This is a genomic window from Sphingomonas pseudosanguinis (assembly GCF_014196255.1).
Taxonomy (GTDB): Bacteria; Pseudomonadota; Alphaproteobacteria; order Sphingomonadales; family Sphingomonadaceae; genus Sphingomonas; species Sphingomonas pseudosanguinis.
In genome coordinates this window covers 439427-458830 of the sequence record NZ_JACIDH010000001.1, presented here as the reverse complement: position 1 = coordinate 458830, position 19404 = coordinate 439427, and the positions used below count along the sequence as shown (strand labels likewise).

General features: G+C 66.9%; 14 protein-coding genes. 11 read left to right on the top strand and 3 right to left on the bottom strand.

The features are described 5' to 3' along the window. Positions 1–13: 13 nt before the first annotated feature. The 5 genes from hflK (at position 14) to GGR48_RS02150 (ending at position 7705) form a co-directional block, all read left to right on the top strand. On the top strand, positions 14–1150 hold the full coding sequence (gene hflK, locus GGR48_RS02170; protein WP_240456211.1) for a protease modulator HflK: 1137 nt from the start codon (positions 14–16) through the stop codon (positions 1148–1150). Further along, positions 1147–2013, top strand: a complete 867-nt coding sequence (hflC, locus tag GGR48_RS02165; protein WP_183950251.1) for an SPFH domain-containing protein — start codon at positions 1147–1149, stop codon at positions 2011–2013. The genes hflK and hflC overlap by 4 nt, the downstream gene beginning before the upstream one ends. A gap of 106 nt (positions 2014–2119) precedes the next feature. Then, positions 2120–3649, top strand: coding sequence for a Do family serine endopeptidase (locus GGR48_RS02160; protein WP_183950250.1), 1530 nt, complete (start codon positions 2120–2122; stop codon positions 3647–3649). A gap of 147 nt (positions 3650–3796) precedes the next feature. After that, positions 3797–5407 carry a helicase HerA-like domain-containing protein gene (locus tag GGR48_RS02155; protein ID WP_183950249.1) on the top strand — a complete coding sequence of 537 codons (1611 nt, stop codon included), beginning with the start codon at positions 3797–3799 and terminating at the stop codon, positions 5405–5407. A gap of 324 nt (positions 5408–5731) precedes the next feature. Then, on the top strand, positions 5732–7705 hold the full coding sequence (locus GGR48_RS02150) for an OPT family oligopeptide transporter (RefSeq protein WP_183950248.1): 1974 nt from the start codon (positions 5732–5734) through the stop codon (positions 7703–7705). A 272-nt stretch (positions 7706–7977) separates the two neighbouring features. Here the strand turns inward: GGR48_RS02150 and GGR48_RS02145 are convergent, their stop codons facing one another. Together GGR48_RS02145 and GGR48_RS02140 are read right to left on the bottom strand one after the other, a co-directional pair. Continuing rightward, a complete protein-coding gene (locus GGR48_RS02145; protein ID WP_183950247.1) occupies positions 7978–9261 on the bottom strand; it encodes a glycoside hydrolase family 130 protein in 1284 nt (427 codons plus the stop codon). Positions 9262–9326: 65 nt separating this feature from the next. Then, a complete protein-coding gene (locus tag GGR48_RS02140; protein ID WP_183950246.1) occupies positions 9327–11597 on the bottom strand; it encodes a glycosyltransferase family 4 protein in 2271 nt (756 codons plus the stop codon). A 338-nt stretch (positions 11598–11935) separates the two neighbouring features. On the opposite strand from GGR48_RS02140, the gene GGR48_RS02135 reads away from it, so the two are divergent. Continuing rightward, positions 11936–12499, top strand: a complete 564-nt coding sequence (locus GGR48_RS02135; protein WP_183950245.1) for a hypothetical protein — start codon at positions 11936–11938, stop codon at positions 12497–12499. A 75-nt stretch (positions 12500–12574) separates the two neighbouring features. On the opposite strand, the gene queF is transcribed toward GGR48_RS02135, so the two are convergent. Next, positions 12575–13015 carry a preQ(1) synthase gene (queF, locus tag GGR48_RS02130; RefSeq protein WP_007403692.1) on the bottom strand — a complete coding sequence of 147 codons (441 nt, stop codon included), beginning with the start codon at positions 13013–13015 and terminating at the stop codon, positions 12575–12577. A gap of 21 nt (positions 13016–13036) precedes the next feature. Here queF and GGR48_RS02125 point away from each other — a divergent pair, with 21 nt between their 5' ends. The 5 genes from GGR48_RS02125 to GGR48_RS02105 all read left to right on the top strand — a co-directional run bounded on the left by GGR48_RS02125 (position 13037) and on the right by GGR48_RS02105 (position 19315). Beyond that, positions 13037–14584: a cryptochrome/photolyase family protein gene (locus tag GGR48_RS02125; RefSeq protein ID WP_183950244.1), complete on the top strand. Its 1548-nt coding sequence runs from the start codon at positions 13037–13039 to the stop codon at positions 14582–14584. 349 nt (positions 14585–14933) lie between these two features. Continuing rightward, on the top strand, positions 14934–15779 hold the full coding sequence (locus GGR48_RS02120; RefSeq protein ID WP_183950243.1) for a sulfurtransferase: 846 nt from the start codon (positions 14934–14936) through the stop codon (positions 15777–15779). Between the two features lie 5 nt (positions 15780–15784). Next, positions 15785–16981: a cystathionine beta-lyase gene (gene metC, locus GGR48_RS02115; protein WP_183950606.1), complete on the top strand. Its 1197-nt coding sequence runs from the start codon at positions 15785–15787 to the stop codon at positions 16979–16981. Then, a complete protein-coding gene (locus tag GGR48_RS02110; protein ID WP_183950242.1) occupies positions 16978–18288 on the top strand; it encodes a mechanosensitive ion channel family protein in 1311 nt (436 codons plus the stop codon). The genes metC and GGR48_RS02110 overlap by 4 nt, the downstream gene beginning before the upstream one ends. Positions 18289–18478: 190 nt before the next feature. Further along, the gene (locus tag GGR48_RS02105) at positions 18479–19315 is read left to right on the top strand and encodes a TorF family putative porin (protein WP_183950241.1); all 837 of its coding nucleotides are present in this window, start codon (positions 18479–18481) and stop codon (positions 19313–19315) included. Positions 19316–19404: the final 89 nt, after the last annotated feature.

The following is a 19404-nucleotide window of genomic DNA, read 5'->3' as shown; positions in this document are numbered from 1 at the left end:
TATAACGATGGATATGAGAAAGCTGACGGGTCGCTTCCGACGCCCCCCCATTCTTGCCGCCGAATCGCCAAAGGGCCCCTGGGGAGGGTCCGGCGAAGACTCTGAGGGAGGTCCCCGCAACCCCTGGGCGATGCCGCCGGGTGGTCGCAAGGCGCCGGGCAAGCCCACCGCGCTGGATGAATTCATCCGCAAGGCGCGCGGATCGGGCGGCGGTGGTCCGGGCGAAGGACCCGGCGGCTCGGGCGGCGGCTTCGGCGGTCTGCCCGGCGCGCCGGGCGGCCGGACGCTCTGGGCGATCGGCGCTGCCATCCTGGTCGGCATCTGGGTGCTCTACACCTCGATCCACCCCATCGGCCCGCAGCAGCGCGGCGTCGTCACCTATTTCGGGCGCTATACCGGCATCCTGGAGCCGGGCATCCAGCTGACCGCGCCCGCGCCGATCGCCAGCGTCCGCGTGCTGGACGTGCAGAAGATCCGCACCGAGAATTTCCCCGAGGGCTCGGGCGAGAATCTGGTGCTGACCGGCGACCAGAACATCATCGACCTGACCTATTCGGTCCGCTGGGACATCGCGAACCCGCGCGACTTCGCCTTCCGTTTGGCGCAGCCGCAGGAAACCGTGCGCGCCGCCGCCGAAAGCGCGATGCGCGCGGTCATCGCCGACACCACGCTGGACCAGGCGCTGGGTTCTGGGCGTACCGGCATCGAGCAGCGCGTGCAGGAGCTGACCCAGTCGATCCTGAACGAATATCAGTCGGGCGTCCGCATCCAGGGCGTCGCGGTCAAGCAGGCGGCCGCGCCCGCGCAGATCGTCGACGACTTCAACAAGGTGACCGCCGCGCAGCAGGAGGCCGTCGCCAACGTCAATCAGGCGCGCTCCTATGCCCAGCAGGTGATCGCGCGGGCGCAGGGCGAAGCCGCGCAGTTCGACAAGGTGTACGAACAGTACCGCCTGGCCCCGGAAGTGACGCGCCGACGCATGTATTACGAGACCATGGAGGCCGTGCTGGCCAAGTCGGACAAGACCATCGTGGAGACGCCGGGCGTGGTGCCCTATCTGCCGCTGGCCAAGGGCGGACGTAACGCCCCGCCGCCGCCGGAGGTCGCCGCTCCCACGCCCGCGCCCGCGCAGCAGGGAGGTGGCCAGTGAACGGCCTGACCCTTCGCAACCCGATCGTGCTGGGCGTCGCATTGCTGCTCGCCGTGATCGTCGCCGCCGCGACCTTCGCGATCGTGCCCGAGACGAAGCAGGCGGTGGTCTATCGCTTCGAGCAGCCCCGCCGCATCGTCAACGGCTATCGCCCCAACGAGCCGCTGGGCGAAAGCGGCGCGGGCCTGATCGCGCGCATCCCGTTCATCGACCGCATCGTCTGGGTCGACAAGCGGGTGCTCGACCTCGACCTGGAGAATACCCAGGTGCTGTCGACCGACCAGCTTCGCATGAATGTCGATGCCTTTGCCCGCTTCCGCGTCGTCGACCCGCGCCGCATGCTGGCCACCGCCGGCAGCGAAGAGGGCGTCGCCAACCAGCTGCGCCCGATCTTCGGCTCGGCGCTGCGCAACGAACTGGGCAAGCGTCGCTTCTCCGAGCTGCTCAGCCCCGAGCGCGGCGAGGTGATGGACGCGATCCAGGTCCGGCTCGACCGGATCGCGCGCCAGTACGGCGTGCAGATCGTCGACGTGCGCATCAAGGAGGCCGAGCTGCCCCAGGGCACGCCGCTGGAAAGCGCGCTGCGCCGGATGCAGACCGCGCGCCAGCAGGAGGCGATCACCATCGCCGCGCAGGGGCAGAAGCAGGCGCAGATCGTCCGCGCCGATGCCGATGCGCAGGCCGCGCAAATCTATGCCCAGGCGTTCGGCAAGGATGCGGGTTTCTATGATTTCTACCGCGCCATGCAGTCCTATCGCCACACCTTCGGCGCGGACGGCAGCACGCAGGAACATGGCAGCACCCAGATCATTCTGTCGCCGAACAACAGCTATCTGAAGGAATTCACCGCGCCGGGCCGATAGGAGGATTTTCCACCTTTCTGCTCGTTCATATTCAAGCGTCGTTCAGCCAGACCGTGGCAAATAAGACACGGTCAAACTGAATTTTCATTGAGAGGACCTCAGCCCAGTGCGTTACGCCTACGCCATTACCAGTGCGCTCCTCCTCGGCGGCGCGACCGCCACCCTGGCCCTGCAACCCGGCACGGCGCAGGTCGCGCAGAACGAGCCGGGCGCGATCCAGGCGGTCGCCCCGCGCGCCGGCGCGCCGATGAGCTTCGCCGACATGGTCGCCAAGCTCCAGCCGGCGGTCGTCAACATCTCGACCAAGCAGTCGATCACCGTGAAGCAGCAGGCGAACCCGTTCGCCGGTACGCCGTTCGAGGGCTTTTTCGGCCAGTTCGGCGGCCAGGCCGGACCGCAGCCGCAGAAGCGCGAAGGCGCATCGCTGGGCTCGGGCTTCCTGATCTCGCCCGACGGCTATATCGTCACCAACAACCATGTGATTGCGCCGGGCGCCGCCGGCGCCTCGGTCGACTCGATCACCGTGACGCTGAACGATCGCAAGGAATATACGGCCAAGGTCGTCGGCCGTGACGAGACCTCGGATCTTGCAGTCCTCAAGATCGAGGGTGCGAATCTGCCCTTCGTCCGCTTCGGCGATTCGTCGCGCGCACGTCCGGGCGACTGGGTGCTGGCGATCGGCCAGCCCTTCGGCCTGTCGAGCACGGTGACCGCCGGCATCGTCTCGGCCGTGCACCGCGTGACCGGTCAGGGCGGTGCGAACGACCGCTTCATCCAGACCGACGCCGCGATCAACCAGGGCAATTCGGGTGGCCCGATGTTCGACATGAACGGCAACGTCATCGGCATCAACAGCCAGATCTATTCGCAGTCGGGCGGCAATATCGGCATTGGCTTCGCCATTCCGGCGGAAGACGCCAAGCCGATCATCGACCGGCTGATGAAGGGCCAGAAGATCGAGCGCGGCTATCTGGGCGTACAGATCGGCGGCCCGGTGACCGACGACGTCGCGGCCTCGCTGGGCATCCCCAAGGGCCAGGGCGAGATCATCGCCAAGGTCGAGCCGAACGGCCCCGCCGCCAAGGCCGGCCTGCGCGCCTTCGACGTGGTGACCAAGGTCAATGGCCAGGCGGTGACGCCCGAGCAGACCCTGTCCTATCTGGTCGCGAATGTTCAGCCGAACGCGCGCGTCCAGCTCGAGGTGCTGCGCAACGGCAAGCCGCTGTCGCTGACCGCGACCGCCGCCACGCGTCCGTCGAACGAGCAGCTCGCCGCGTCGATGGGCGACGGTTCGGACGCCTTCCCGGACAATGACGATGATGCGCAGGCCACGCCGACTGCCGGTGGCGGGCTGGGCCTGACCGTCCAGGCACTGACCCCGGCGATCGCGCGGGCGATCAATGTCGACCCCTCGACGCAGGGCGTGGTGATCGCGGCGGTCGACCCGTCGAGCGATGCCGCCTCCAAGCTGAAGCGCGGCGACGTCATCTCGGCGATCAACGGCACCCCGGTGCGCAGCGCCGCCGACGTCCAGCAGATCGTCGCCGCCGCCAAGGCCGCCGGCCGTCCGCAGGTACTGGCGCAGATCACCCGTGGTCGCATCGCCGATCGCCTGATGCCGCTGCGCATCAAGTAAGACCGCCCATTTCCCTCTCCCACCGGGAGAGGGAGGGAGGCGCGAAGCGCCGGAAGGGTGAGGGTATCGGCAGGGTCGTCATATCCGATGGGATATGGCGGCCCTTTTGCTATTCCCGTCGCCAGCCACCGCGATAAGATACGCGCCATGGACGGCATCTTCATCGGCATGGGTGGCGGCAAGCCACAGGCGATCGACCTCAAGCGCGCGAACCGGCACGGCCTGATCGCGGGCGCGACCGGCACCGGCAAGACGGTGACGCTCCAGACCATGGTCGAGGGATTCTCACGCGCCGGCGTGCCCAGCTTCGTCGCGGACGTGAAGGGCGATCTGTCGGGTCTGGGCCTCGCCGGATCGGCGCTGGCCAAGACCCACGCCGCCTTCGCCGCCCGCGCCGCCGAGCTGGGCATGACCGACTGGTCCTACGACGCCACGCCGGTGCAATTCTGGGACCTGTTCGGCCAGCAGGGCCATCCCGTGCGTGCCACCGTGTCGGAGATGGGGCCACTGCTCCTCGCCCGCATGATGGGCCTGAACGAGACCCAGGAGGGCGTACTGACCATCGCCTTCCATGTCGCGGACAAGGAAGGGCTGCTGCTCCTCGACCTGGACGATCTCCAGGCGATGCTGACCGAATGCGCCGCGCGGGCGAACGAGCTGACCACGACCTATGGCAATGTCTCCAAACAGTCGATCGGCGCGATCCAGCGCGCGCTGCTCCAGTTGCGCACGCAAGGCGCCGAGCATTTCTTCGGCGAGCCGGCGCTGGAGCTGACCGACCTGATCGCCACCGACGATGCAGGACGCGGGGTGGTCAACATCCTGGCAGCCGACCAGCTGATGGCGAGCCCCAAGCTCTACGCCACCTTCCTCCTCTGGCTGCTCTCCGAGCTGTTCGAGCAACTTCCCGAGATCGGCGATCCCGACAAGCCCAAGCTCGTCTTCTTCTTCGACGAGGCGCATCTGCTGTTCGACGATGCCGCGCCGGCCTTGGTCGACACGATCGAGCGGGTCGTCCGGCTGATCCGGTCGAAGGGCGTCGGCGTCTATTTCATCACCCAGAACCCGATCGACGTGCCCGACAAGATCGCGGGCCAGCTGGGCAACCGGGTGCAGCATGCCCTTCGCGCCTTCACCCCGCGCGACCAGGCCGCGGTACGTTCGGCGGCCGAGACGTTCCGCGCCAATCCCGGTGTCGACGTCGCGAGTGCGATCACCGAGTTGAAGGTCGGCGAGGCGCTGGTGTCGCTGCTCCAGCCCGACGGCTCCCCCTCGCCGGTCGAGCGCACGATGATCGCGCCGCCGCGCAGCCGGGTCGGGCCGGCCACGCCCGAGGAGCGCAAGGTCCTGATCGAGACCGATGCGATCGGCACGAAATACGATCAGGCGATCGATCGCGAATCGGCCGAGGAACTGCTCGCCGCCAAGACGCAGGAAGCCGCCGCTGCGGCGGCCGAAGCCAAAGCGCAGACCGAAGCGGACAAACAGGCGGCGCAACAGGCGAAGGCGGATGCGAAAGCGGCCAAAGAGGCCGAACGCGCCCGCATCGCCGAGCAGCGCGAGGCGGCGAACTCCCCCTGGGCCAAGATGGCGAGCAGCGCGGCCCGCTCGGCCAGTTCCTCGATCGGGCGACAGGTCGCCAACGAGATCGGCAAGCAGGTCTTCGGCGGCGGATCGCGGCGGCGGTCGAGCAGTACGGGCGGAGGCATCGTCGGCGCGGTGGTGCGCGGCGTGCTGGGAAATCTGTTCCGGGGGTAGCCCGCCCCTACCCCTCGTTCAGCCTGAGCAAAGTCGAAGGCCACGGGTTGACCTCTGTTGCCGCAAGAATCGCGCGACGCCGAAGGCACCGCCCTCACCCTTCCCACCCGCTACGCGGGCGGGCCCCTTCCCTCTCCCGGTGGGAGAGGGAGGGAGGCGCCTTGGCGCCGGACGGGTGAGGGTCGGTGGTGATGGAATCCCTTGGCCTTCGACTTCGCTCAGGCTGAACGGAGGTTGGGAGGAGCCCCCTCTCCCGATCAGCGAGGTCGCAGCGCCCCCACGAAACGCTAGGCGAGCGCCCCGCACTCTGCCACATCTGCGCGCATGAGCCGTACCCCGACCGCGACCGCCCCCATCGCCGAGCTGACCCTTCGCGGCATCGCGCTGGGCGGGTTGATCACCCTCTTGTTCACCGCCGCCAATGTCTATCTCGGGCTGAAGGTCGGATTGACCTTCGCCACCTCGATCCCGGCAGCGGTCATATCGATGGCGATCCTGCGCTATCTGCCGAACAGCTCGGTGCTGGAGAACAACATCGTCCAAACCGTCGCCTCGGCGGCCGGGACACTGGCGGCGATCATCTTCGTGCTGCCGGGCCTGGTCATGATCGGCTGGTGGCAGGGCTTTCCTTACCTCCTGACCGCTGGGATCACCGCGACGGGGGGTATATTGGGCGTCATGTTCTCGGTGCCGCTGCGCCGCGCGCTCGTCGTCGACACCGACCTGCCCTACCCCGAAGGCCGCGCCGCCGCCGAGGTGTTGAAGGTCGGCGCAGGCAGCCGCGAGGGCGAGGCGGAGAGCGCGGTCGGGCTGCGGCTGATCGTCGTCAACGCCATCGCCTCGGCCGGGTTCGCGATCCTGACGCAGACCAAGCTGGCGGTGGCCGAGGCGGCGGTCTGGTTCCGCACCGGCGCGGGCGCGACGGGGATCGCCGGCGGGCTGTCCTTCGCGCTGATCGGGGTCGGGCATCTGGTCGGGCTGTCGGTCGGCATGGCGATGCTGGCCGGCATCGCCGTCGGATGGTGGATCGCCTTGCCGATCCTGACCGCCATGGCCCCATCGGCCGGGCCCGTCGCCGAATGGGCGGGCGGCATCTTCAGCCGCGACGTGCGCTTCCTGGGGGCGGGCGTGATCGGGGTGGCGGCAATCTGGACGCTCATCAAGATCATCGGGCCGGTCATCGGCGGCATCCGCTCCTCGCTCGCCGCCGCCTCGGCCAAGCGCGACGGCGCGGTGCTGGCGGTCGCCGAGCGCGATCTGCCGATCGGCATCGTCGCCGCCGTCGCGTTGGCGACGCTGGTGCCGATCGCCGGGCTGCTCTGGTCGGTGATCGCGGGCGGGCCGCTGGCCGCATCGGGCTTCGCGCTGATCGCCGGCGCGCTGCTGTTCATCCTGCTTATCGGCCTCGTGATCGCGGCCGTCTGCGGCTATATGGCGGGGTTGATCGGCGCGTCGAACAGCCCGGTGTCGGGCATCGGCATCCTGTCGGTGCTGGCCGCCGCGCTGCTGCTGGTCGGGCTGTTCGGACGCGGGACCCCGCCGGAGACGACGCAGGCGCTGGTCGCCTATGCGTTGATCGTCACCGGCGTCGTGTTCGGCGTAGCCACCATCTCCAATGACAATCTTCAGGACCTGAAGACCGGCGAGCTGGTCGGTGCGACGCCGTGGAAGCAGCAGGTGGCGCTGGTCATCGGCGTCGTCTTCGGCAGCCTGGTGATCCCGCCCGTGCTCGACCTGCTCAACGCGACGCTGGGCTTTGCGGGCACGCCAGGGGCCGGGCCGAACGCGCTGTCCGCACCGCAAGCCGCGCTGATCTCCGCACTCGCCAAGGGGGTGCTGGGCGGTGATCTCAACTGGACGATGATCGGTATCGGGGCGCTGGTCGGCGTCGGGGTGATCGTCGCCGACGAGGTGCTGGGCAAGCTGGACTGGCTGCGTCTGCCGCCGCTGGGTGTGGGCTTGGGTATCTATCTGCCGATGACCGCCACGCTGCCGGTCGTGCTGGGGGCCGTGATCGGTCATGCCTATGATCGCTGGGCCCGGCGCAGCGGCAACCCGGAGACCGCCGAGCGGCTGGGCGTGCTCGCCGCGACCGGGCTGATCGTGGGCGAAAGCCTGTGGGGCGTCGGCTTTGCCGGCATCGTCTACCTGACCAACTCGGACGCACCGCTTGCGCTGGTCGGAGAGGGTTTTGCCACCCCCGCGCTGGTCGGGGGGACGTTGGTGTTCCTGGGATTGGTAGCGGCGCTCTATCGCTATACGCGCCGTCAGGTCGTTGGCCTGCCGCAGACACGTTGAGCCGCACTAAGACGGACGATCATTCCTCCCCTGCAAGGGAAGGTGGCAGGGCGTAGCCCTGACGGAGGGGTGTCCCGGTAACGGGGGCATACTTCGTCTACCGAGGGGTTACACCCCTCCACCATCCTTCGGATGTGTGCGAGCGAGATGGTGCACCCCGGGCACCATCTTGACGTGCCGGGGGCACGACAAAGCTCGCACACCCTCCCCTTACAGGGGAGGAATGAAAAGGGGGCTGGTGGCGCGGTATTGCTACCCGCGCCACCGCGTCATCACATCGCCGCCAGCAGCTCGCTGATCTTCACGAACGCAAAGCCGATCGAGCTGTCCGCAATGCCGTACGGCAGGAACAGCGAGTCGCCGTGCCGGATCGCACCGCAGGAATAGACGACGTTGGGCACATAGCCCTCGCGGTCCTGATCCTTGGCGGCAAGGATCGGCTGCTTCGTGCGACCGAGCACCTTGGAGGGATCGTTCTTGTCGAGCAGCGCCGCGCCGATCGAATATTTGCGCATCGCGCCGACGCCGTGGGTCAGCAGCAGCCAGCCCTCGTCCGTCTCGATGGGCGGGCCGCAATTGCCGATCTGCACCAGCTCCCAGGGATAGACGGGGGTCAAAATCTTCTCGCCCTCGTCCCAGTGGGTCAGCGAGTCGGACTTGAGCAGGAATAGATTCTCACCGTCCTGCCGCCCGATCATCATGTACTGGCCGGCGACCTTGCGCGGGAACAGCGCCATGCCCTTGTTGCGTGCCGCCGATCCGGTCATCGGCACCAGGTCGAACGACCGGAAGTCGCGCGTGCGCATCAGCTCGGACTGGATGCCCGCGCCGTCATAGGCGGTGTAGGTGCCGATCCACTCGACCGCGCCGTCGTCATGCGTGAACTGGACGATCCGCATGTCCTCCAGCCCCTTGGACTGGGCCTGGGTAATCGGGAAGATGACTGTGCCCGACAGCGTCGAGTCGCGGTGGCGGTGCACCGTGACGGGGCCGTTGGGCACATCGTCGTCGCCCCAGCCATGCACGTCGGTCGCGGTCGCGAAGGGCGGCTCGGGCGCGAGGCGCAGCTGGTTCTGGTCGTTGATGATGCCTTCGCGGAAGGCGACCGAGGAGATGTGCCCCTCACCCACCGCGCGCATCGACATCAGGATACGCTGCGACCCCGGCTGGATGCCGGTCTGGTCGAAATGCGGCACCGCCGAGGGGTTCATCAGCGCGGCGGCGGCGTAGCTGTATTCGTGGCAGAAATAGGCGCCGATCAGCTGACGCTTCTCGTCGCTGATCTTCGACCCGTCGAGCTTCAGCAGATCCTCGATCTGGTCGTAACGGGTCATGAAGACGCGCCGCGTCTGCCAGTGCCGTGCCTCGAAATCCTTCAACACGGTTTCCAACTGGTCGCGCGCCTCTTCCGGCGTCATCGCCAGCACCTCGCCCACCAGACGCTCGGTCCGGCTGGGCGGTGCGCCATTGCCGCCGCCCCAGGCTATGTGAAAGGGGCGGACCACGACGCGGGAAGGATCGGCATGAAGCCGCAGCCGGTGGTTGAACAAATCCATCGCGCTATCGTCTCGCCACTCTACCAAAACGCTCGTCCCATCGCCCTTCGTGCCGCACGGGCGCGTCAGGCGATGTGACGCTCGGCTCCTGCCATGGTTGAGGCGGATTGGCAAAGGCTAGCGATCGCGCAATTGGCCAGTTGCAGTGCCAGAATCGACTCCGCGCCTTGGTTGCGGTTGAGACCGGTCGGCATCAGGCCGTCGAAACAGCCGCCGTCATTGGCGGTCGCCAGCGGCAGGTCGAGGTCGTTGACCCCCAGGAACCAGCCATAGGCGCGCTCGCCCTCCTTGATCCAGCGCGGGTCGCGAGTCGCAAGATAGGCCGACTGGCACGCCTCGACCGTGGCCTGCGCCTCCAGCGGCTGCTGGTCGAACTGCAGCGGCTCGGCATAGGGGCGGCCGAAGCTCTCGCTGCCGACCGCGCGGAACCGTCCCTCGGGCGAGGTCTGCTTGGCGACGATCCAGTCGAGCGTCGAAATGCCGCAATCGATCAGGTCCTGCCGGCCAAGCGCGCGTCCCGCCTCGATCAGCGCCTGCGGCACGCGGGCATTGTCATAGGCGAGAACGATCTCGAACCACTGCCATTCAGGCCGGCGCGCCTCTTCCAGCAAAGCCAGATGCAGGTCGGGCATCTTTTCGAGGATGGCACGCGCCAGTTGATGCCCCGGCCGCGCCTCCAGCATGGCGGCGGCACCCAGCATCGCAAAGGCCTGCGCCCGGAGCGAGCCCAGGTCGAGTGCCAGCGAGGCGGTCGCGTCGAACCACATCTGCGCCCAGTCGCGGTGCTTGGCCATCTGCGCATCGCGCGCGGTCACACCCAACGCCCAGAGAGTACGGCCATTGGAATCCTCCGACCCCACATCCTCGCACCAGCTGCGGTCGAAGCGCATGAAGTTGCGATACCGCCGCGCTTCCGGGTTCCAGGCATATTGCAGGAACGAGGCGTAGATGGTGGTCCACTTATCGCGCGTGACGGGATCGATGCCGGGCGCCTGCGTCATGAAGATCAGCGCACGGGCATTGTCGTCGATGCAATAGCCGTGGCGGCGATCGGGCACCGAGTAGATGGCGTGCTGCAACATGCCGGTCGAGTCGCTCATCCGCTCGACGGCGGACAGATCGGCGGCAAGCGGCTTGATCGCCGGGCGATATTCGGCCTGAAGACGACGCGGACGCGCGGTGATGGCCGCGCCGATCTGCTCCAGCGCCGCCTCGGCCAGACGCGGCCAGATCATCGTGCGACCACGAGCATAGGCCCGCTGCGACAGATGATCGCGAGCGGCCTCGTCCGACAGCAGCCGGTCGATCTCGCGCGCGAATGCCTCGACATCGCCGAAACCGACCAGCACGCCGTGATCGTCGGCCAGGATCTCGGTCGCATGGACATACGGCGTCGAGATTACAGCCTTGCCCACACCGATCGCGTAGGACAGCGTCCCGCTCGTGATCTGCGCCGGGTTGGTATAGGGCGTCGCATAGATGTCGGCGGCCTGGAGATATTCGATCAGGTCGTCATGATCGACAAAGGCGTCGACGAAGGCGACATTGTCCGCCACGCCGCGCGCCCCCGCCAGCGCCTTCAGCCGGTCGCGATACGCCTCGCCCTCATGCGCCACCAGATTGGGATGGGTCGCGCCCAGCACCACGTAGAGCAGCTCGGGATGGTGCGCGGCGACGGCGGGCAGCGCCTCGATGATCGTCTCGATCCCCTTGTTGGGCGCGAGCAGACCGAAGGTGAAGACGACCTTGCGCCCTTCCCAGCCGAACTTCGCCTTCAGGCTGTCGGGCGCGATCAGGTCGCGATCGGGCACGCCGTGCGGGATCATCGCGATCTGGCGCGGATCGGCGCCATAGACGCGCTGGAGGATGTCGCGGCCCTTGTCGGCCATGACGATGATGCGCGCGCAGCGGCGCAGCAGCCCCTCCATCACGCGGCGCTCGTCGACGGAGGGCTTTTCGAGAACGGTATGCAGCGTGGCGATCACGGGCAGCGTGGTGCGATCGAGCATCGCCAGCAGATGCTCGCCGGCGGCACCGCCATAGATGCCATATTCATGCTGCACCCAGATCGCCTGCGCGCCGCTCGCCTCGATCCGGCGCGCGGTGTCGATATAGGCGCCGCGATCATGCTGCGGAATGGCGGCGGTCACCGCCGACGGATAGGCATAGCGGCCGGGATGATCGTCCATCGCATAGACATCGACCGCCAGTTCGGGAAAGCGGTCGCGCATCGCGGTATAGACATCGGTGGTGAAGGTCGCGAGCCCGCATTGCCGGGGCAGGAAGTTGCCAATCAGCGCCAGTCGCTCGATCACGGTTCCGTTCGCTTCCACCATATCGCATGTCCTTGAAGACGTAGCGGCCACGGCAGACCCGCCGCACACCACGCACCTCCATGAACCCGTATTTGGCAGGAAGGTTGCAGGGCGTGTTACATATTTGCTGCACTGCAACTGGGAAGCGCGGTGAAATGGACGAAATCCGCCATCGGCAGGATGTTATCACCGCGGGGAAGGACAATTATCCTGTTTGCCAAGCATCTCCGCCGCGAGCTGCGTGTGACGCCGATCGCTTATCGATCGAGGCCGCCCTTGTACCAGGAGGACAGCTGTGCTGACTGCCATGCAACCGGTTCGGGGGGACGTATCGGTACATTTCGATCAGGGGGAACATCATGAATTCACGTGTCGTTTGCTATTTGCTGGGGTTGGGATTGCTGGCGGCGGCACCGGCCGCACATGCGCAAGGCATCACCTATGATTGCGACACGGCGGCGGGTCATTTCTCGGAACTGACGCTGCCCGCCGGTTCCGTGCCATTTACCGTGAGCGGCAAGGTGAAACTGAACGCCACAGCCAAGGACAAAACCTATATTCCGTCGACGAAGCTGATCATCGCCGACGCCACGGAAACCGGGCAGCCCGCCGATGTCTATGCCGGCTTCACCCTCGGTGTGCTGCCGCTCGATCCGAAAAAGGCCCCTGCCGGGCGGTCTGCGGTCCAGATTCTGGGTTTCAGCGTCAACGGCAAGGACGATGAGATTTTGCCGAAAAGCCTGGAAGTACAGCTCGGCACCGTTCAGCCCTTCCGTCTGACCTATGATGGCAGCACCGTGGCGGTGACATTGGGTGACGAGTCCCGGAATTTTTCGGTCAAGGCCAGCAAGCCGATCGTACGGCTGATCTGCTCGACCGGCGAATTTCTCTACACCGATCTTCAAATCGTCGCGGGCCGCTAAGCCCGCAGGTTCGCGCGGCAAACGTCGCCAAAGGGCTATCCCGCCGCATGGGATGGGATAGCCCTTCGAGAGGTTTCACCCCCGGCCGCGATACCCCGCCACGCCCTGGTCGGGCAGCCATAGATCGGCGGGCGGCGCGGAGGACTGCCAGAACACGTCGATCGGGATGCCGCCGCGCGGATACCAGTATCCGCCGATGCGCAGCCACACCGGCTTCATTTCCTCGAACAGACGCTCGCCGATGCCGACGGTGCAATCCTCGTGGAAACCGGCATGGTTGCGGAAGCTGCCCAGGAACAGCTTCAGAGACTTCGACTCGACGATCGTCTCGCCCGGCACATAGTCGATGACGAGATGCGCGAAGTCGGGCTGGCCGGTCACCGGGCATAGCGAGGTGAACTCGGGCGCGGCGAACCGGATCAGATAGGTGCGCCCCGGACGGGGGTTGGGAACATAATCGAGCACCGCCTCTTCCGGGGAAGCGGGCAGCGCGCTGGTCTGGCCGAGATGCTTCATGAAAGGCCATGTAGGACAGCCATGCCCAAAGCGCCAACGCTGATCCCCATTCTCGGCGATCAATTGTCGATGAATCTGTCCAGCCTGGAGGGCGCCGACCCCAAACGCACCGTGCTGCTGATGATGGAGGTGGCGGACGAGACATCGTATGTGCGCCATCACAAGGCCAAGATCGCCTATATCCTGTCGGCCATGCGCCACCATGCCGAGGCGCTCAAACAGGCGGGGTGGACGGTCGACTATGTGACGCTGGACGACCCGGACAATGCGGGCAGCTTCACCGGCGAGGTCGCACGCGCGGTCGAGCGCCATGACCCTGAACGCATCGTCGTCACGCAAGCGGGCGAATGGCGCGTGGCCGCCATGTTGGAGGCGTGGGAGACGATGTTCGGCATTCCCGTCGACATCCGCCCCGACACCCGCTTCATCGCCAGCCAGGCCGAGTTCGAGGACTGGGCCAAGGACCGCCAGGAACTCCGCATGGAGTTTTTCTACCGGCTGATGCGCCGCAAGACCGGCCTCCTCATGAAGGGCGACAAGCCCGAGGGCGGCAAGCCCGAGGGCGGCAAGTGGAATTACGACGCCGACAACCGCAAGCCCGCGCCCAAAAAGGACAAGCCGCCCGAGCCGCTGACCTTCGCACCCGACAAGATGACCCGCGAGGTCCTGAAACTGGTCGCCGCCCGCTTCGACAACCATCCCGGTTCACTTGAAGGTTTCGCCTATGCCGTGACTGCCGAGGAGGCGCAAAAGCAGGCCGAGGCGTTCATGGCGCACGGCCTGCCCAAGTTCGGCGACTATCAGGACGCGATGCTGACCGGGCAGCATCAGCTGTGGCACTCGGTTCTGTCGCCCTATATCAATTCGGGACTGCTCGACCCGCTGGAACTCTGCCGGATGGCGGAAGCGGAATATGAGGACGGCAATGCCAGCCTCAATTCGGTCGAGGGCTATATCCGCCAGATCATCGGCTGGCGCGAATATGTGCGCGGGCTCTACTGGCATGTCGGGCCGGATTATGTGGACCGCAACTTCCTGCGCGCGAACCGGCCGCTGCCCGGCTTCTACTGGACCGGCGAGACCGACATGCACTGCATGGCGCAGGCGCTGGGCCAGACGCTCGACACCGCGCACGCGCATCATATCCAGCGGCTGATGGTCACGGGCAACTTCGCCATTCTGATCGGCGCGGACCCGGCCGAGGTGCATCGCTGGTATCTGGAAATCTATATCGACGCCTATGAATGGGTCGAGCTGCCCAATGTCGTCGGCATGAGCCAGTTCGCCGATGGCGGCATCATCGCGTCCAAACCGTACGTGTCGTCGGGAGCCTATATCAACCGCATGTCGGATTATTGCGGGCATTGCCGGTACGATGTGAAGCAGCGGGTCGGCGAGGACGCCTGCCCGTTCAACGCGCTCTATTGGGATTTCCTCGCACGGCATGAGGACCGCTTCGGCGAGAATCCGCGCATGGCGATGCCGTATCGGAACTGGAACCGGATGGATGCGGCGGACCGGAAAGCGATCCGGGCGCAGGCGGCGGGGTTTTTGAAGGGGTTGGGATAGCGCGATTCCCGTGGCCTTCGACTTCTGCGCGTAGCGCAGAAGTTTATCTTGAGCGGCTGGCTTGCCAGCCAGCCGAAGGGCTCAGGCTGAACGGAGGTGGGGATATGAGGCCTTCCATAACCTCCGTTCCGCCTGAGCGAAGTCGAAGGCCACGCCCCACCCTCACCTCTAGCCGCTCCCCTCCCGCAGGCGGGAGGGGATGGGGGAGGGCTTGGTGTCTCACAGAGACTAACGCCCGTGGCCCTTGCCCCTCCCCAACCCCTCCCCCTGCCGGGAGAGGGGCTTTGCTTGGCTTGCGACCCCGCCCCCAACGCGCCTAGGTACGGACCCACCGACCGAGGAGCCCCAGATGCCGCCACTCATCACCCCGGAAGACCTCGCCGCGATCGCGGGCGAGGCGGATGTGCGTATCCTCGACGTCACCTATTTCCTCGACGATCCGACCGGCCAGACCGCGCGGCGCGGGTTCGAGGACGGGCATATTCCCGGCGCGCGCTTCCTGGCGCTGGGCGGCCTGGCCGATCCCGAGAGCGATCTGCCGATGACGCTGCCGCCGGCCGAGCATTTCGAGCATGCGATGAGTGAGGCGGGTGTCGGCCATGCCGACCGTATCGTGCTGTACGACCGCTCGCCGCTGCACAGTTCGGCGCGGGTCTGGTGGCTGCTGAACCTGTTCGGCGCCAGCAAGGTTGCGCTGCTCGATGGCGGGCTGACGGCCTGGGTCGAGGCGGGGCAGCCGGTGATGGTCGGTGCGGCGGGCGCGCCCGAAACCCCCGGCCTGTTCGTCGCCCATGCCGACCTGGCGCGCGTGCGCAGCCTTCGTGAGGTTCACGCCCATGTCGAGGCGGGCGACGCACAGATCGTCGATGCCCGCTCGCCCGGCCGCTTCGCCGGCGCCGAACCCGAACCGCGCCCGGGCGTCGAACCCGGCCATATCCCCGGTGCACTGAACCTGCCCTATAACCGGATGTTCGAGGGCGACGGCCGCTGGAAGTCTGCCCACGCCATCGCCGCCGAATTCGCCGCCGCCGGGGTCGATCCGAACCGGCCGATGGTCGCCACCTGCGGCTCGGGCATCACCGCCTGCGCCCTCGCCTTCGCGGCGGAGCGGATCGGCGGCCTGATGCCCGTCTATGACGGCAGCTGGACCGAATGGGGTTCCGACCCCAGCACCCCCAAAGCGAAAGACGCGTGAAGCCGATGACCGACGACGATCTGCCCATCAAGCCCGCCACACGTCTGGTCCAGGCGGGCCGCCGCGCCGAATGGACCAAAGGCGTGGTCAACGTCCCCGTCTGGCGCGGCTCGACCGTGCTGTACGACAATGTCGCCCATATGCGCGCCACCGGTGCGGGCGATCTGCACGAGAAGCTGTTCTACGGCCGTAAGGGCCTGCCGACCCAATGGTCACTGGCCGATGCGCTGACCAGCCTGGAGCCGGGCGCGCAGGCGACCTTCCTCTACCCCTCGGGCGTGGCGGCGATCGCGGCGGCGTTGCTATCCGTGCTGTCGCCGGGCGACGAACTGCTGCTGGTCGACAGCGCCTATGATCCGACGCGCGGGCTGGCGACCGGGTTGCTGGCGCGGATGGGGATCACGACGCGCTTCTACGACCCGCTGGTGGGGGCGGGCATCGCCGAGCTGATCGGCCCGGCGACCAAGGCCATCTTCCTCGAAAGCCCCGGCTCGCTCAGCTTCGAGGTGCAGGATATTCCCGCCATCGTCGCGGTCGCCAAGGAACGCGGGATTACCACCATCCTCGACAATACTTGGGCGACGCCGCTCTTCTTCCCGGCGATCGCAAAGGGCGTCGACCTGACGGTGCTGGCCTGCACCAAATATGTCGTTGGCCATTCGGACGCGATGCTGGGCTCGGTCACCGCCGCGCCCTCGCACTGGGCGGCGCTTCGCGACACCAGCTTCCAGCTGGGCCAGGTCGCCAGCCCCGACGACGCCTATCTGGGCAGCCGGGGCTTGCGCACCATGGGCGTCCGCCTCGCCCAGCATCAGCAGAGCGCGCTGACCATCGCGAAATGGCTGGCCGAGCAGCCCGGCGTCGCGCAGGTGCTGCACCCCGCGCTCCCCTCCTGCCCCGGCCATGACATCTTCGCGCGCGACTTCCTGGGGTCGAGCGGGCTGTTCGCCTTCGTCCTCGACGGCGGCAACGACGCCGCGCGCACCGCGATGCTCGATGGACTGGCGCTGTTCGGGCTCGGGTTCAGTTGGGGCGGCTATGAGAGCCTGGCCATCCCCGCCGATCCGCACCGCTATCGCAGCGTCACCAGGCGCGACTTTGCCGGGCCGCTGGTCCGGCTCCAGATCGGATTGGAGGATGTGGGCGACCTGATCGCCGACCTCGATCGCGGGCTCGCCCGGTTCCGGGCCGCGCGCGGATGACGCTGTTCGAGTGGCTTCAGGCGAGCGGCATCGAACTGCCGACCCATGCCGAGGCCATGGAGGCCGGGGTCGCCTCGGTCCTGACGCTCGCCATGTTGGCGGGCGGCGTGATCGCGGGGCGCAAGCTCGGCCCGCATGTCGCCGCGCTGGTCCAGCGTTTCGCCATCGCGCAGGGCGAGGCGCTGCACGCCCGCATCTGCGCGATCACCCGGCACCTGACCGCCGCCCTGTTGCTGATGACGCTGGGCGCGCTCTGGCCCTGGGAGGCGCTGGCAGGGGTGCCGATCGGGCTGGCGCTGGGCGCGTCGATGGCGCGCGCGGGGTTCCAGCTGCTGCGCGGGCTGAACCTGCCACGCTGGCTGGCCTGGATCTTCGCGATCGTCTGTTTCGTCGCGCTGTTCAGCCGCGAGATCGGCGGCCTCGGCCCGGTCAGCCGGCTGGCCGAACAGATCGGCTTCACCGTCGGGTCGCGGCGATTTTCGGTGATGCTGCTGGTGACGATGCTGGTCACCATCGTCGTGATCCTCGCCGTCACCCGCGCCGTCACCCGGATCACCGAACAATGGATCGGCCATGCGCGCGGGCTGGACCCGACGCAGAAGCTGCTGGCGCAGAAGCTCGCCAGCATCGCCATCGTCGTCATCGCCTTCTTCTTCGCGATGGATTTGCTGGAGATCGACCTGACCAGCCTGGCGCTGTTCTCGGGCGGGTTCGGCCTGGCGATCGGTTTCGGGCTTCAGAAGACGATCGGCAATCTGATCGCCGGCATCATCCTGCTGATGGACCGCTCGATCAAGCCGGGCGACGTCATCGCGCTCCAGAACGAGATCGGCTGGGTGAACAAGATCGGCGTGCGCGCCGTCTCGATCATCACCCGTGACGGCAAGGAGCATCTGATCCCCAACGAGAATCTGATGACGCAGGAGGTGGAGAACTGGTCCTATTCGGACCGCAACGTGCGCGTCCGCATCCCCGTCTCGATCGCATACGACAACGACCTGAAACTGGCGCAGGAGCTGATGCTGCGCGCCGCGCGCGAATCGCCACGCGTCCTGAAAAGCCCCAAGCCGACCGTCTGGCTGATGGGCTTCGGCGACCATGCGCTTCAGCACGAGATTCTCGCCTGGATCAGCGATCCCGAAAGCGGCGTCGGCAATGTCCGTTCGGACGTGCTCAACCGCCTATGGTTCCTATTCAAGGAGCACGGCGTCGGCCTGCCCTATCCGCAGCGTGACATTCACATCCGCTCCCTGCCCGGCGGCCTGCGCCACGAAAATCTGGACGCGCCCATCAGCCCTCAGCCGTGACCGCTCGGCCACAGCGCGTCGCCGAAAAACCATCATGGATCGAGTTTATGCTTGTGCAGTGCATCATGCGCTGTCAGCTTGGCCTTCTCGCGACGGCAGACGGTCCGCCGGGTTTCACCCGACATGACAGAGGCCGCATCGCCGCGAGATTGCAGGTGAGAACATCGAATTTCCGTTTGAAAGGGAAACGATGCGCTTCTCCACGATCCTCCTTGGCGGCCTCTCGCTGGTCGCCGCGACGCCCGCCTTTGCGCAGGACAGCGGCAGCGAAACCGCACCGCCTTCTCCCATCACGATCAGCGGCAGCGCCGCGATCCTGACCGATTACCGCCTGCGCGGCATTTCGCAGACCAACAAGAACGCCGCCGTCCAGGCCGCGCTGACCGTCGCGCATGACAGCGGCCTGTATATCGGCACCTTCGCGTCGAACCTCGCCGGCTGGGGCACGTTCGGCGGCGCCAACATGGAGCTCGACGGCATCGTCGGCTACAAACACACCTATGGCAACGCGACGGCCGATGTCGGCGTCACCTGGTACACCTATCCCGGTGGCTTCTCCGAATCGGACGTGGTCGAGCTGTTCGGCCGCCTGTCGGGCACGGCGGGTCCCGCCAACCTGACCGCCGGCGTCTATTATGCGCCCAAGCAGACCTCGCTCGGCAACTTCTCGAACACCAGCTACAGCCGGGGCCAGCGCTGGGATAACCTCTATCTGACCGGCGACGGCACGGTCGGCATCCCCAATACGCCGATCACCGCCAAGGCGCATATCGGCTATTCGAAGGGCAATCCGGGCCTCGGCCCCAACGGCACCAGTCTGTCGCCGACCGGCGAATATTGGGACTGGTCGCTGGGCGCGGATGTGGCGGTCTACAAGAACATCACGCTGGGCGTCGCCTATGTCGACACCGACATCAGCCCCGCCGAATCGGCCTATCTCCAGCCGAACTTCTCCAAGGGACAGGTCCCCGGCGGCGCGAGCATCGCCGATGCGACGGTCCTCTTCTCGCTGACCGCCGCCTTCTGACGGTCTGACCGGGCGGGAAAGGGCGGTGCCGGCAGCGGCGCCGCCCTTTCCCGTCAAAATCGGGTCCGTTTCGGGGACAGGACTCGCGC